Source organism: Streptomyces sp. Y309 (assembly GCF_056712025.1).
Genome location: NZ_CM160048.1, coordinates 8,941,705 through 8,958,447 on the forward strand (window position 1 = coordinate 8,941,705; position 16,743 = coordinate 8,958,447).

The window sequence follows — 16,743 nt, forward strand, 5'->3', positions numbered from 1 at the left end:
CCGATTTGGAGAAGCAATGATCCCGTTGTCGTTCGCGCAGCGTCGGCTGTGGTTCGTGGACCGGTTCGAAGGCCCGTCGCCGACCTACAATGGCGCTTTCGCCCTGCGGCTGACCGGTGAACTGGACGTGGGCGCGCTGGAGTCGGCGCTCCGCGATGTCATCGAGAGGCACGAAGCCCTCCGCACGGTGATCGTCGAGGGCGACGACGGCGTCCCGCACCAGCAGGTGCTGCCCTCCGGTCGGAAGCCGTTGGACCTGCCGGTCGTCGAGGTCGCGAAGGAGGAGGAGCCGGCGGCCGTCGACGAGGTGGCCACCGCGACCTTCGACCTGGCCGCCGACGTTCCGATCCGCGCCAGGCTGCTGCGGTGCGCAGAGCGCGAGCACACCCTGGTGCTGGTGATGCACCACATCGCCGTGGACGGGGAGTCCTTCGGGCCGCTCTTCCGCGATCTCCTCGATGCCTACGCGGCCCGCACGGAGGGCAGGCCCCCGGCGTGGGAGCCGCTCCCGGTGCAGTACGCGGACTACACGCTGTGGCAGCGGGACATGCTCGGCGACGAGTCCGATCCGCACAGCCTGGCGGCCAGGCAGCTGGAGTACTGGCGGCAGACCCTGGCCGATCTGGCACAGCCGCTGGCCCTGCCCACCGATCGGCCGCGCCCGAAGGCGATGAGCCGCCGCGGCGACATGGTCCCGTTCTCCATCGACCCCGACCTGCTCCGGTCCGTGGAGAAGCTGGCCGCGCAGGCGGACACCACGATGTCCATGGTCATGCACTCCGCGCTGGCGGTCCTGCTGCACCATCTCGGCTGCGGTGACGATGTGCCCATCGGCGCACCGATCGCGGGCCGCACCGACAGGGAACTGCGGGACCTCGTCGGCTTCTTCGTCAACACCTGGGTGCTGCGCGTCGACCTCTCCGGGAACCCGACCTTCCTCCAACTGCTCCAGCGGGTGCGGGACCGGGCCCTCGCCGCGTACGACAACCAGGACCTGCCGTTCGAGCGGCTGGTGGAGCTGCTGAACCCGGACCGGTCCACCGCCTACAACCCGTTCTTCCAGGTGATGCTCGCCTGGCAGCCGCCTGTGCCGGAGATGGAGTTCCCCGGCCTCGACGCCCGGGCCGAGAGGCTCGAGACCAGAACAGCCAAGTTCGACCTGTTCTTCGACATCATCCCGAACGGCTCGGGCGGGGCGCGTTGCCGTCTGGAGTACGCCACCGAACTGTTCGACAGGCACACGGTCGAGGGCATCGCGAACCGGTTCGTGCGCGTGCTGGGCCGACTCGCGGCCGACGCGGAGCGCCGGATCGGCGGCATCGACGTGCTCGGCGCGACCGAGCGGGACCGGTTGCTCCGCCAGTTCAACGACACGGCCACAGCGGTGTCCGAGCTGACGGTCCCGGAGCTGTTCGAAAGCCAGGTGGCCAGGACGCCGGACGCGCCGGCGATCGTGTGCGACGGCCGGACGCTGACCTACCGGGAGCTCGACGACCGGGCGAACGGCGTCGCGCGGGAGCTGGTCCGGCGCGGTGCCGGGCCGGAGGACTTGGTGGTGCTGGCCTTGCCGCGCACGGAGGACCTGGCGGTCGGCCTGCTCGGCATCCTCAAGTCCGGTGCCGGGTACCTGCCGATGGACCCGCAGTACCTCGGCGGGCGAGCGGAGACCGTGCTGTCCGAAGCGGCTCCGCGGTTCGCGGTCACCGACACTGAGGCGTGGCAGAACCTGCCGCGGAACGACATCGCGATCGTCGACCTGGACGACCGAGCGGAATGGGCCTCGCTCGAGGGACCGCCGGACGACGCGGGCCGGATCTCGCCGCCGGGTCCGGACAACCTGGCGTACGTCATGTACACCTCCGGCTCCACGGGCAAGCCGAAGGGTGCGATGATCACCCACCGCAATGTCGTCAACGGGATACGGGAGCTGGTGCGCGTCCTGGACGCGCCGCCCGGTTGGCGGATGCTTGCCGGCACCTCGGTGAACTTCGACGTCTCGGTCTTCGAGCTGCTCACCGCCCTGTCCACCGGCGGCACGGCCGAAGTGGTGCCGAACGCGCTGACGCTCGCCGAGCGGGACTCCTGGGACGGCCAGGTCATCAGCGCGGTCCCCGCGGTGCTCGGGGAACTGATCGGCCACCTGGAGAAGACGACGGACGTGCGCACGGTCGTCTTCGCGGGCGATGTGCTCCCGGCCCGGCTGGTGCGTCAGGTGCGCGAGGCCCTGCCCGGGGTGCAGATCGTGAACTCCTACGGGCAGAGCGAGAGTTTCTACGCCACCACGTTCTCCCTCGCCGCGTCCGAGGAGTGGGCGGACAGCGACGTCGCGCCCATCGGCACCCCGCTGGGGAACATGCGGGCCTACGTGCTGGGCCCGGGACTCGCTCCGGTGCCGCAGGGCGCGATCGGGGAGCTGTATGTGGCCGGGACCTGCCTGGGCCGCGGGTACCACGGCCGCCCGGGTATGACCGCCGAGCGCTACGTGGCGAACCCGTTCGGCCCCGCGGGTGAGCGGATGTACCGCACGGGCGACCTGGCCCGCTGGAACGCACGTGGTCGGCTGGAGTGCCTCGGCAGGAGCGACGGCCAGGTGAAGGTGCGCGGCTTCCGCATCGAAACGGCCGAGGTCGAGGCCGTGTGCGCGCTGCACCCCGGGATCAGCGAGGCAGTGGTGGTCAGCCGGGAGGTGCCCTCGGGCGGGCGGCGGCTCGTCGCGTACGTGGTGCATGTCGGCGAGGGAGCCGTCGGTGACGACGGCGCCGGCGGGATCGGCGATGTGGCGGATGTGATGGCCGGTGTCTCGGCCGCCGAGCTGCGCCGATTCGTCGCGGCACGGCTGCCCGACTACATGGTGCCGTCGGTCTTCGTGACCCTCGGCCGCCTGCCGCTCGGGCCGACCGGCAAGCTGGACCGCTCGGCGCTGCCCGAACCGGAGTTCGTGGGCGAGGCCTACCGGGAGCCCGCCACCGAGGCCGAGGCGATCATCACCGCGGCGTACGCGGACGTACTCGGCGTGGACCGGGTCGGTGCCGACGACGACTTCTTCGTCGTGGGCGGGGACAGCCTGAGGTCGATCCAGGTGGTGGCGCGGGCCCGGGCCCGGGGGCTGGACCTCACCACGCGGGAGATCTTCGAGTACCGCACGGCGGCCCGGCTGGCCGAGGCGGCCTCCGCCCGCCGGGACCGGGCGCCCGCGCTTGCGGAAGACGAGGGCGGCGGCGTCGGCCCGATGCCGTTGCAGCCGGTCGCGCGGCATGTGTTCGAGCACGGTGGCGTGACGAACCGGTTCGCCATGGCGATGGCGCTGGAGCTTCCCGCGGGCATCGACGCGAACGGACTTGCCGCGACGCTGGACGCCGTGCTCGACCGGCACGACCTCCTGCGCGCGCAGCTGGTGCGCGGCGACGAGCCCTCTCTCGTCGTGCGTCCGGCGGGCTCCGTGCGGGCGGCGGACCTGATCCACCGGGTTCCCTGCGACGGCCGGTGGGACGAGGCGTCCCTGCTCGACCTGGCGAAGAGGGAACTGGACGAGGCGACCGGGCGGCTCGACCCGGAAGCCGGGACCATGGCGGACTTCGTCTGGTTCGCCGCGGAGCCGGGCGCGGGTCGGCTGTTCGTGGTGCTGCACCACCTGGTGGTGGACGGCGTCTCCTGGCGGATCCTCATGTCGGACTTCGCCGAGGCGTGGCAGCAGGTCAGTTCCGGCCGGACGCCCGAGCTGCCCGCGGTCGGGACGTCGGCCCGCCGCTGGGCGTCGGCGCTGCAGACCGAGGCGCTCGCCCCGGAGCGGGAAGCGGAACTGGCGTACTGGCAGGACATGCTCGAGGCGCCGAACCCCCCGCTGGGCACGCGGGCGCTCGACCCGGCGGTGGACGGGATGGCCACGGTCGACACCGTGCGGGTGCAGCTGTCCGCCGAGGTCACCGAGGCGGTGCTGACCAAGCTTCCCGCGGCCTTCAGGAGCACCGGGACCGATGTGCTGCTCGCCGCGCTCGCCCTGGCGGTGAACCGGTGGCGCGGCGCGGACCGTTCGACCCTGGTCCGGTTGGAGGGGCACGGCCGTGAGGAGGACGTCGTCCCCGGGGCCGACCTCTCCCGAACCGTCGGCTGGTTCACCAGCATGTACCCGGCCCGGGTCGACGTGGGCGGAGTGGACCTGGCCGAGGTGCTGGCAGGCGGCCCCGCGGCCGGTACGGCGATCAAGCTGGTCAAGGAGCAGTTGCGCGGGATCCCGGACAAGGGCGTGGGCTACGGACTGCTGCGCTACCTGAACCCGGAGACCGCCCCGCAGCTCGCGGAGTACCCGGCGCCGCAGATCGGCTTCAACTACCTCGGCCGGATCTCCGACGCCGACGTGCCCGAGCACCTGCGCGGGCACGGCTGGGGACCGGCGCCCTGGTCCGCCGAGCTGGTCCCGGCGCCCGACCCGGACCTGCCCGCGCTGTCCGCGCTGGAGGTCAACTCGGTCGCCACGGACACCGCCGACGGCACTCGCCTGCAGACCGCCTTCATGTTCCCCACCGGGGTGCTGTCCCGTGAACGGACCGCGGAACTGGCCGCGTTGTGGGTCGAGGTGCTGCAGGGCATGGCCGCGCACGCCGCACGCCCGGGGATCGGCGGGCTGACGCCCTCGGACGCCCCGCTGGTCTCGGTGCGCCGACACGAGATCGAGACCTGGGAGCAGCGCTACGGCCCACTGGTCGAGGTGTGGCCGCAGGCCCCGGGACAGTCCGGGATCCAGTTCCAGGCCGCGGTCGCCGACGGCTCCTTCGACGTCTACCACATGCAGTTCGTGCTGCACCTGTCCGGGCATGTGGACCCGGCGCGCATGCGGGCGGCCGGGCAGGCCCTCCTCGACCGGTATCCGAATCTGTGCTCCGCCTTCCTCACCGCGGCCGGCGGCGATCCGGTGCAGGTGGTGCCGGAACACGTGGCCCTGCCGTGGCGGCACATCGACCTGACCGGCCGGAGCGAAGCCGAGCAGGACGCGGCGCTCGACAAGGCACTCGCCGACGACCGGGCCGACCGGCTCGACCCCCTCCGGCCGCCGCTGTTCCGCATGGCTCTGCTCACCTGCGGGCCGCAGCAGGCGAAACTCGTCATCACAGCGCATCACACGGTGTTCGACGGTTGGTCGTCGCCGTTGGTGTTCAAGGATCTGATTCAGCTGTACTCCGGGACCCGCGAGCCCGCCCCGGTCCGAAGCTACGGTGACTACCTGGCCTGGCTGTCCACGCGGGACCGGGAGGAGTCGGCCGCCCGGTGGGCCGCCGAGCTCGCCGGGTTCGACCAGCCGACCCTCGTGGTTCCGAACGCTCCCCTTCAGGAGGCGGCGGCCGCCCTCGGGCGGGTCGAGGTACCGCTGTCCATCGACAAGGGGCGTGAACTCGCCCGGCGTGCCGCGGAACTCGGCGTCACGTTGAACACGCTCCTGCAGGGGGCGTGGGCGATCCTGCTCTCGAAGCTGACGGGCCAGCAGGACGTGGTGTTCGGCGCCGCCGTCAACGGGCGCCCGGCGGATCTCGCCGGTTCGGACGAAATGGTCGGCCTGTTCATCAACACCTTGCCGACCAGGGCTCTGTGCCGGCCGGACCACCGCGTGGTCGACGTCATCACCGAGCTCCAGGACCGGCAGACCGCGCTGCTCGACCACCACTACTACGGGCTGGCCGACATCCAGCGAGGCGTCGGGCTGCCCGCCCTGTTCGACACGATCGTCGTCTTCGAGAACTACCCGGTCGACCGCGAGGGCATCGTCGACGCGAACCTCGCGGCGGGGTTCAAGATCGACGCCATCCGGCCGTTCGCGGGCTCGCACTACGCACTCACGCTCAACGCCTCGGACCCCTATCTGCGGCTCGCCCTCGACTACCGGAAGAACCTCTACGAACGCGACGCGGCCGAGGGGATCGCCGCCCGGCTTGTCCGGGTGTTGGAGCAGGTGCTCGAGGATCCGTTGGTGTCGGTCGGTGCTGTTGAGGTGTTGGGGGAGGAGGAGCGGGACTGGTTGGTGCGGGGGGTCAATGACACGGTCCGGCCTGTGGCCGTGGGGACGTTGCCGGGTGCCTTTGAGGCTCAGGTGGAGCGTGATCCTGATCGGGTGGCTGTGATCGGGGAGGGCGAGAGGCTGTCGTACGGGGAGTTCAACCGGCGTGCGAATCGGTTGGCGCACTGGTTGGTCGAGCGGGGTGCAGGCCCTGAGCGGTTGGTGGGCGTGTGTGTTCCGCGTTCGGTGGATCTGATGGTGGCGATCTATGCGGTGGTCAAGGCTGGTGCGGCCTATCTGCCGGTTGATCCGGATCTGCCTGAGGAGCGGGTGCGGCATGTGCTGGAGGACGCGAAGCCGTTGTTGATGCTCGGTGAGGTGCTTCCGGACGTGTCGGGGTATCCGGACACGAATCCGGAGCGCAGTCTGTCGGCGGATCATGCGGCTTATGTCATCTACACCTCTGGTTCCACGGGTGGGCCGAAGGGTGTGCAGGTGTCGCACCGGTCGATCATGAACCGGCTGGCGTGGGGCCTATCGCACTTCGATGTCACGGTCGATGACCGGGTGCTGCTCAGCACGTCCGCGAGCTTCGACGTGTCGGTGCCGGAGCTGTTCGCGCCCTTGCAGGTCGGTGCGGCGGTGGTCGTCGCGCGTCCGGACGGGCGCCGGGATCCGGCTTATCTGGCGGACCTGATTCGGCGGGAGCGGGTGACGGGTGCGGACTTTGTGCCCTCGCTGCTTGAGGCGTTCGTCGCGGAGCCGGCGGCGGTGGAGTGCACGAGTCTGCGGTGGATGGAGGTCGCGGGTGAGGCGTTCCCGGCCGCGCTGGCGAACAAGGCCGTGGATGTGCTGCCGGGCTGTGGGGTGCACAACCTCTATGGGCCCACTGAGGCGGCGGTGGAGGTCACCGCGTGGCAGCACGTGCCGGGGGCCGAGCGGGTGCCGATCGGTGCGCCCGTCTGGAACACCCAGGTGTATGTGCTCGACGCGGTGTTGCGGCCGGTCGCCCCGGGGGTCGCCGGCGAGCTCTACCTGGCCGGTGCCGGGCTTGCCCGGGGTTACCTGGGGCAGTTCGGCCTGACCGCGAGCCGTTTCGTCGCCTGTCCCTTCGGGGCGCCGGGTACTCGGATGTATCGCACGGGGGATCTGGTGCGGTGGAACGAGGACGGGCAGGTCGAGTACCTCGGGCGGACCGACTTCCAGGTCAAGATCCGCGGCTTCCGCATCGAACTCAGCGAGGTCGAGCAGACACTGACCGCACACCCGGACGTCGACAACGCGGTGGCCGTGGTGCGCCAGGACCGCGTCGGCGACCAGCGCCTGGTGGCATACGTGGTGCCGGGCGACGGCAAGACGGACACCGACGTGGACACCACGGCCCTGCTGGAGCTGGCCCGGGAGACCCTGCCGGAGTACATGGTCCCGTCGGCGATCGTGCCGCTCGCGGAGCTCCCCATGACCACGAGCGGGAAGCTGGACCGCAAGGCGCTCCCCGCGCCCGACCACAGCGAAGTCGCAGCCGCCGGACGAGGGCCGCGCAACCACAACGAGGAAGTGCTCTGCCGGCTGTTCGCCGAGTTGCTCGGCGTGGAGGAGGTCGGCATCGACGTCGACTTCTTCGAACACGGTGGGCACTCGCTGCTGGCCACCCGGCTCATCGGCCGCATACGCAGCGAGCTCGACGTCGACGTGAAGGTCACAACGGTGTTCCGCAATCCGACCGTCGCCCAACTGGCGCAGCGGATCGAGAAGTTGGCCACATCGAAACGCCCCCAGCTGCGACAGATGACCGTACAGGAGAAGCGTCGATGATCCCGTTGTCCTTCGCCCAGCGTCGGATGTGGTTCCTCCACCGTCTGGAAGGTCCATCCGCGACCTACAACATTCCGTTCGCGCTGCGTCTGGACGGCGCGCTGGACACGGAGGCCCTCGTCGCGGCAGTGACGGACGTCGTCACCCGGCACGAGAGCCTGCGCACCCTGGTCGTCGAGAACGCCGACGGCACGCCGGAGCAGCGGGTCCTGCTCCCGGAGGAGGCGGCCCCGGAGTTCCGGGTGGTCGACGTGGCCGCGGAAGCGGTGGACGGCGCGATGCGCGAGGCCGTGGGAGCGAGTTTCGACCTGGAGACGGAACTCCCCCTGCGGACCACCGTTTTCCGCATCTCCCCGCAGGAGCACGTCCTGACGTTCGTGTTCCACCACATCGCCGCGGACGGGGCGTCGATGGCCCCGTTCCTCCGGGATCTGGTGTCGGCCTACACGGCCCGCCACCGCGGGAGCGCACCGGAGTGGGCGCCCCTGCCGGTGCAGTACAAGGACTACACGATGTGGCAGCGGCAACTGCTGGGCGAGGACGGCGACCGAGAGAGCGTCGCCGCGCCACAACTGGCCTACTGGCGGCAGGAGTTGGCCGAAGTGCCGCAGCCGGTGCGGTTACCGCTGGACCGGCCACGACCGACAGTGGCCGGCTACCGCGGCGACCACGTCGACTTCGTGCTGGAGCCCGAGGTGGTCGCGGGCCTCGCGAAACTGGCCGCGGAGCGCGGAGCCACGGCCCCGATGGTGGTCCAGGCCGCCCTGCTGGTGCTGTTGCAGAAGCTGGGCGCCGGCGAGGACGTGACGATCGGCAGCCCGATCGAGGGCCGCACCGACGAGGCCCTGGCCGACCTGATCGGGTTCTTCGTCAACACCTGGGTGCTGCGCGCCGATCTCTCGAAGAACCCCTCGTTCGGCGGTCTGGTGGAGCAGGTCCGGGACAAGGCGCTCGCCGCGTACGACAACCAGGACGTTCCGTTCGAGCGGCTGGTGGAACTGCTCGACCTGGAGCGGTCCACCTCGTACCAGCCGCTGTTCCAGGTGATGCTGGCCTGGCAGTTCGTGTGGCCGGAGATCGAGATGCCGGACCTGCGGGTCTCACTCGTCCCCGTGGGCACCGACACCGCGAAGTTCGACCTGTTCTTCAACATCGTTCCGGAGGCGTCCGGACGCGCCTACGGGCGGCTCGAGTACGCGACCGAACTGTTCGACCACACCACGGCTGTCGACATCGTCGACCGGCTCGTGCGCATCCTGGGACAGGCGGTCGCCGACCCGGGCGTGCGGCTCGGGGACGTCGACGTGCTGTCGGCGGAGGAGCGGGAGTGGTTGGTGCGGGGGGCCAACGACACCGCGCAGCCGGTGGCCGTGGACACTCTGCCGGGCGCGTTCGAGGCGCAGGTGGAGCGGGATCCCGATCGTCTGGCGCTGATCGGGGAGCGGGAGAGGCTGTCGTACGCGGAGTTCAACCGGCGCGCCAATCAACTGGCGCACTGGCTGGTCGAGCAGGGCGCGGGCCCCGAGCGGCTGGTCGCGGTGCGTGTCCCGCGTTCCGTCGACCTGATGGTGGCGATCTACGCGGTGGTCAAGGCGGGCGCGGCCTACCTGCCGATCGACCCCGATCTGCCCGAGGACCGGGTGCGGCACGTGCTGGAGAGCGCGAAGCCGCTGCTGGTGCTCGACGAAGCACTTCCCGAGGTATCCGGCCACTCGACGGCGAACCCGACGCGTGCGCTGTCGCCGGACAACACGGCATACGTCATCTACACCTCCGGCTCCACGGGTGGGCCGAAGGGTGTGCAGGTGTCGCACCGGTCGATCATGAACCGGCTGGCGTGGGGCCTATCGCACTTCGATGTCACGGTCGACGACCGGGTGCTGCTCAGCACGTCCGCAAGCTTCGACGTGTCGGTGCCGGAGCTGTTCGCGCCCTTGCAGGTCGGTGCGGCGGTGGTGATCGCGCGTCCGGACGGCCGCCGGGATCCGGCCTACCTGGCGAAGCTGATCCAGGAGGAGCAGGTGACGGGTGCGGACTTCGTGCCGTCCTTGCTGGAGGTGTTCCTCACCGAGCCGGCGGCGAAGGCGTGCACCAGTCTGCGCTGGATGGAGGTCGCGGGCGAAGCGTTTCCGGCCGCGCTGGCCAACAGGGTCGTCGGCGTGCTGCCGGGTTGTGGGGTGCACAACCTCTACGGACCCACCGAGGCGGCGGTGGAGGTCACCGCGTGGCAGCATGTGCCGGGCGCGGACCGGGTGCCCATCGGTGCGCCGGTGTGGAACACCCAGGTGTACGTGCTGGACGCGGCGCTGCGTCCGGTGGCGCCGGGGGTGGCCGGTGAGCTGTACCTGGCCGGTGCCGGGTTGGCGAGGGGCTATGTGGAGAACAGCGCGCTGACCGCGCACCGGTTTGTCGCCTGCCCCTACGGTGCGCCGGGAACCCGGATGTACCGCACCGGCGATGTGGCGCGGTGGAACAGGGACGGCCAGGTCGAATACCTCGGGCGGACCGACTTCCAGGTCAAGATCCGCGGATTCCGCATCGAGCTGGGCGAGATCGAGCAGGCGCTCGCGGAGCATCCCGGTGTGGCGCAGGCGACCGTCGTGGTGCGGGAAGGCCAGCAGGGCGACAAGCGTCTCGTGGGCTACGTGGTACCTGACCCGAATGCCGCGGTGGCGGATGTCGGCGCTCAGGCGGATGAATGGCGCCAGGTCTACGACGACAGCTACCGCGCGTCCGAGGATCAGGCGTGGGGCGAGGACTTCCAGATGTGGACGTCGTCGTACGACGGTGAGCCGATCCCGCGTGAACAGATGCAGGAGTGGCGGGACGCGGCGGTGGCACAGGTGCTGCGGTACGCGCCGCGGCGGGTGCTGGACATCGGTGTCGGTGCCGGTCTGCTGATGGCAAGGATCGTCGGTGAGGTCGACGAGTACTGGGGCACCGACATCTCGTCCCCGGTGGTGGAGCGGGTCAGGGCACAGGCTGAGCAGGCGGGCCACGGCGACCGGGTCCGGCTGAGCGCCCAGGCGGCCGACGATCTGTCCGGCCTGCCTCGCGGCCGGTTCGACACCGTGGTGCTGAACTCGGTGGTGCAGTACTTCCCGAGCGCCGACTACCTGGACCGGGTTCTGTGCGAGGCCATGGAGCTGCTCGCGCCGGGCGGCCGGGTCGTCGTAGGTGACGTCCGCAACGCCACGACGCTCCGGCTTCTGCTCACCGCGGTGCAGCGTGCGGCGCACCCGCACGCCTCGTACGAGGAGCTGCGGACGCTGGTGGAGAAGGAACTGCTCGCCGAGCGGGAGCTGGTGGTGGCCCCGGAGTGGTTCACCCAGTGGGCGGCGGACCGCTCCGTCGGTGTCGACATCCGGTTGAAGCCGGGGCAGGCGCACAACGAACTCACCCGGCACCGCTACGAGGTGGTCCTCCACAAGGAGTCGGCTGACGTCCTCGACCTGGCCGACGTGCCGTCGGTGCCATGGGGCGGGCAGCTGTCCGACCTGCCCGACCTGGACACTCTCGAGGATCGGGTGGGAGGCGGCCCGGTGCGGGTGACCGGCATACCCAACGCGCGGCTGGTCGAGGAGGCCACCGTGGCCGTCGCGGCAGGTCTCCTCGGTCCGGAGCCCATGCCCGGCAAACCGGTCGATCCGCAAGAACTGCTCGGGTGGGCGGGCGAGAACCGCCGTGACGCGGTCCTCACCCTGTCGGGCGAGGACGCGCGCTGCTTCGACGTGGTGCTGCTGCCCGAGCGGCAGACCGGGCAGTCGCGGGTCTCTGGCACGTTCGTTCCCAGCGCGGTGGGCAGCCGGGTCCGGGCGAACGCCCCCGCACTCGCCAAGACGATCGGTCCGCTCCTCGCCGAGCTGCGCGAACACCTTCAAGGGCGTCTTCCCGACTACATGGTGCCCGCCGCCGTCGTACCGCTGGTGGAGATACCGCTGACTCCGAGCGGGAAGCTGAACCGGAGGGCGCTGCCGCCGCCGGACTACGCGCAGGGGACGACGGGCCGGGCACCGCGCAATCAGAGCGAGGAGACCCTCAGCGCGCTGTTCGCCGAAGTGCTCGGCCTGGAGAGGGTCGGCATCGACGACGACTTCTTCGCCACCGGCGGGGACAGCATTCGTTCCATCCAGGTCGTCGCGCGGGCCAGGTCGCGTGGCCTGACGGTCAGCACGCGGGAGATCTTCGAGCACCGGACGGTCGCTCGGCTCGCGGAACTTGTCGAAGGACGAGAAGGAGCACTCCCGACCCTGGCCGAGCTGCCCGGTGGCGGCGTCGGCTGGGCCCCGCTGCCTCCGATGGCGGCACACGTCCTCGCGCTGGGCGGTGGCATCGGCCGGTTCTCCATGAACGTGATGCTGTCGCTGCCCGAGGACATCGACCGTACGGGACTGGTCGCGACATTGCAGGCCGTGCTGGACCGGCACGACGTGTTGCGCTCCCGGCTCGACCGGGCCGGGCCGGGCCTGTGGATCGAGCCGCCGGGCAGTGCGGACGCCGACGCACTGCTGCGAGAGATCCCCGACCGCGACGCCGACGTGAACGCCGAACTGGACGCGGCCGCAGGCCGGCTGGACCCGGACGCGGGTGTCATGGCGCAGTTCGTGTGGTTCACCTCCGGCACGGGTGGTGGCCGGCTGCTGATCGTGCTGCACCACCTGGTCGTCGACGGGGTGTCGTGGCGGATCCTGGGACCGGCCCTCATCTCGTCCTGGCAGCAGGTCCGGGACGGCCGCGCCCCGGAACCGGTGGAGGCAGGCACCTCGTTGCGCCGGTGGGCGCACGCCCTGGTCGCCGAGGCGGCTCGTCCGGAGCGGGAGGCAGAACTGCCCGTGTGGCAGGGGATCCTGCGCGAAAAGGAGCCGGTGCTGGGAGCACGGGCGCTGGACCGCACGCGTGACGTCGCGGCCACCGTCGACACGGTGCGCGTCCGAGTGCCGGCAGACGTCACGGAGACCTTGCTGACCACACTCCCCGCTGTGTTCCGTGGCAGGCCCGACGACGGTCTCCTTGCCGGGCTCGCACTGGCGCTGGCCCAGTGGCGCCGGACGCGGGGCGTGCCCGCATCCTCGACGCTGGTGCGGATGGAAGGGCACGGCCGGGAAGAGCACGTGGCGCCCGGCGCGGACCTGTCGCGCACGATCGGATGGTTCACCTCGCTGTACCCGGTGCGCCTCGACCTGGACGGCATCGAAGTGGCGGACGCCGTCGCCGGCGGTCCGGCCGCAGGCCGGGTGATCAAGGCCGTCAAGGAGCAGCTGCGGGCGGTGCCGGACAACGGCATGGGCTACGGCCTGCTGCGGCACCTCAACCCCGACACCGCCCCTGTGCTGGCCGCCGCGCCGGAACCGCAGATCGGGTTCAACTACCTCGGCCGGACCTCCGGCGCGGACATCCCGGAAGACCTGTGCGGACTGGGCTGGGCACCGGACACCTCGCACCAGGACCTGATCGCCGCACCGGACGCCGACATGCCTGTGCTGTCGGCACTGGAGATCAACGCGGTGGCCGCCGACACCGGCGACGGCGACGAGCTGACCGCCTATCTCGCCTTCCCGACCGGTGTGCTCGCCCGTGACGAGGTGACCGAGCTGGCCGGGCTGTGGGTCCAGGCGCTCACCGCCCTGGCCCAGCACGCCGCGGCACCCGACGCGGGTGGGCTGACCCCGGCCGACGCATCCCTGGTCGACGTGCGCCAGGAGGAGATCGACACCTGGGAGAGCCGGTTCGGCAAGCTGACCGAGATCTGGCCGACGACCCCCGCACAGTCCGGAATCCTGTTCCACACGATGCTGGCCGGGGCGTCGTTCGACCCGTACCACATCCAGTTGGTGTTCCAGCTGTCCGGCAAGGTCGAGCCGGAGCGGATGCGCCGGGCCGGGCAGGCGCTGCTGGGCCGCTATCCCAACCTCCGTGCGGCGTTCGTCGACCGGGCCGACGGCGATTTCGTCCAGGTGGTGCCCGCGCAGGGAGTGACCCTGCCGTGGCAGTACCTCGACCTGACCGCAGCCGGTGAGGCGGAGCGCACCGAGACGTTCGAGCGGTTCCTCACCGAGGACCGGGCCGCCCACTTCGACGTGGACACCCCGCCGTTGATGCGGTTGGCGCTCGCCGTTCTGGAGCCCGGCCGGGCCGAACTGGTGATGACCGTTCACCACGTGCTGTCCGACGGCTGGTCCACGCCCTTGCTGATGCGGGACCTGTTGCTGCTCTACGCATCCCACGGTGACGCGACCGGTCTGCCCGGCACGCGGAGCTACGGTGAGTTCCTCGCCTGGCGCGCGAGGCAGGACCAGGACGAGGCGGCACGGGCGTGGGTGGCCGAGCTCGACGGGGTCGAGGAGCCCACCCTGCTCGCTCCGGGATCCGCGGGCGGCGACGGCCTCGACCAGATCGAGTTCAGCCTCCCCCTCGACGTGTCCGGCGAACTCGGCCGGCGCGCCGCCGAGTTGGGCGTCACCGTCAACACCCTGGTCCAGGGCGCGTGGGCGCTGCTGCTCGGGCAGCTCACCGGCCGCCAGGACCTGGTGTTCGGTGCCACGGTCTCCGGGCGCCCGCCCGGGGTGCCGGACGTCGAGTCGATGGTCGGGATGTTCATCAACACGCTGCCCGTACGCGTGGAGTACGCGCCCGGCGACACCCTCGCCGACGTCGTGACCCGGCTTCAGCACCGACAGGCCGGCCTGATGGAGCACCACCACTACAGCCTCACGCAGATCCAGCAGTCCGTCGGACTGCAGACCCTCTTCGACACGCTGGTCGTATTCGAGTCCTATCCGGTCGACCGGGAGGGCATCAGCGCCGCCACCGAGGCCGCGGACGGGATCGCCTTCACCGGCCTGCGCCCGTCCAACGGCACCCACTACCCGCTGGCGCTGATGGCGGCGGCCGACAAGCACCTCGAGTTCCTCCTCCAGTACTGGCCCGGCCTCTTCGACCGGGACACGGTGGAGGCCTACGCGGCCCGGTTCGTGCGCGTCCTGGAACAGCTGGCGACCACTCCCGAACTGAAGGTCGCGCAGCTCGACGTCCTGGAGCCGGCCGAACGTGACCGGCTGCTCGTCGAGTTCAACGACACGGCCGTCCCGACCCCGGACGCCACGATCACCGGGCTCGTCGAGGCCCAGGCGGAGCGGACCCCCGACGAGGTCGCCGTGGTCGCCGAGGGCACGTCACTCACGTACCGCGAGGTGACCGCCCGGGCCGACCGCCTGGCGCGCGAACTGGCCGGACGCGGCGTCGGCCCGGAGTCGGTGGTCGCGGTCTCGCTGCCGCGGTCGGCCGACCTGGTGGTGGCACTGCTCGCGGTCCTGAAGGCCGGTGGAGCGTATCTGCCGGTCGACCCCAGGTACCCCAGCCATCGCCTCGTACCCATCTTCGACGAGGCGCGGCCGCACCTGGTCCTGACGGACACCGCGACGGCCGCGGTGCTGGTGGAGCACGACGCCCCGGACGTCCTCCTCGACGCCCTGGACCTCTCCGCGGACGCCCCGGACCTCGACCGTTCTCTCCACGCGGACCAGTTGGCGTACGTGATGTACACCTCCGGCTCCACCGGCAAGCCCAAGGGCGTCGCCATCACCCACGGATGCGTGGTCAACGGCGTGCTGCGGCTGGCCTCGCGCATCGGGATGGAGCCGGGCAAGCGGCTCCTCGCGGGCACGTCGGTCAACTTCGACGTCTCCGTGTTCGAGATCTTCACGACTCTCGCCACCGGCGGCGTCGTCGAAGTCGTCCCGGACGTCTTGGTCCTGGGCGACCACAAGGGCTGGAGCGGCAGTGTCATCTCCACCGTGCCGTCCGCCTTCGCCGAGCTCGTCGACGAGATCTCCGGCCGCACCAGCGTGGAGACGGTCGTCTTCGCCGGCGAGGCCCTGCCCTCGTCGCTCGTCGAGAAGACACGGAACGCCTTCCCGGGTGTGCGGGTCGTCAACGCCTACGGGCAGAGCGAGTCGTTCTACGCCACCACCTTCACCGTGGCGGGCGACACGCGGGACGGTACGGGCAGCGCGCCCGTCGGCACCCCGCTCGGCAATATGCGGACCTACGTCCTCGGCCCCGGTCTGGCCCCGGCGCCGCCGGGCGCGGTCGGCGAGCTGTACGTCGGGGGGAACGTGGGCCGCGGCTACCACGGCCGCGGCGCACTGACCGCCGAGCGTTTCGTCGCCGACCCCTTCGGCCCCTCGGGCTCGCGCATGTACCGCACCGGTGACCTGGCCCGTGTCAACGGCGAGGGTCAGCTGGAGTACGTGGGCCGCGGGGACGCGCAGGTCAAGGTGCGCGGCTTCCGCGTCGAGCCCGCCGAGGTCGAAGCCGCGCTCACCGCGCACCCCGGCGTCGCACAGGCCGTGGTCATCGCCCGCGACGGGCGCGGCGGCAACACCGGCAGGCAACTGGTCGCGTACGTCGTGCCTGCCGTCACCGGTGACGACCCGACGACCGGCGACGACCCCACGACCGGCGACGACCCGACGACCGGTGACGCTCCGACGATTGACCCTTCCGGCCCGGAGACGAAGGCGCTGCGCCCCTTCGTCTCGGAGCGGCTGCCCGACTTCATGGTGCCGTCCGCCTTCGTGGTCCTCGACCGGATGCCGCTCGCCCCGAACGGCAAGCTGGACCGGGCCGCGCTGCCCGAGCCGGAGTACACCGCCACCGCCTACCGGGCACCTCGCACCTCCCGCGAGGAGACCCTGGCCGAGCTGTTCGCCGAGGTGCTCGGCGTGGACCGGGTCGGCATCGACGACGGCTTCTTCGAGCTCGGCGGGCACTCCCTGCTCGCCACCCGGCTGATCAGCCGCGCCCGCGCCGAGATGGAGATCGAGATACCGATCCGCAAGATCTTCGACCTGCCGACAGTGGCCGCGCTCGCCGCGTGGACGGAGGAATCGGCTGCTCCCCGTCGCCCCGGCCTGCGCAAGATGTTCACAGAGGAGTAAGAG

Annotated in this window: 2 protein-coding genes; both read left to right on the forward strand. The window is 71.0% G+C overall.

Annotation, left to right across the window (positions count from 1 at the left end):
* Positions 1-16: 16 nt before the first annotated feature.
* Positions 17-7,801, forward strand: a complete 7,785-nt coding sequence (locus AC0KTA_RS37710) for an amino acid adenylation domain-containing protein (protein WP_481052694.1) — start codon at positions 17-19, stop codon at positions 7,799-7,801.
* Positions 7,798-16,740 carry a non-ribosomal peptide synthetase gene (locus tag AC0KTA_RS37715; protein ID WP_481052695.1) on the forward strand — a complete coding sequence of 2,981 codons (8,943 nt, stop codon included), beginning with the start codon at positions 7,798-7,800 and terminating at the stop codon, positions 16,738-16,740. The genes AC0KTA_RS37710 and AC0KTA_RS37715 overlap by 4 nt, the downstream gene beginning before the upstream one ends.
* Positions 16,741-16,743 lie beyond the last annotated feature (3 nt).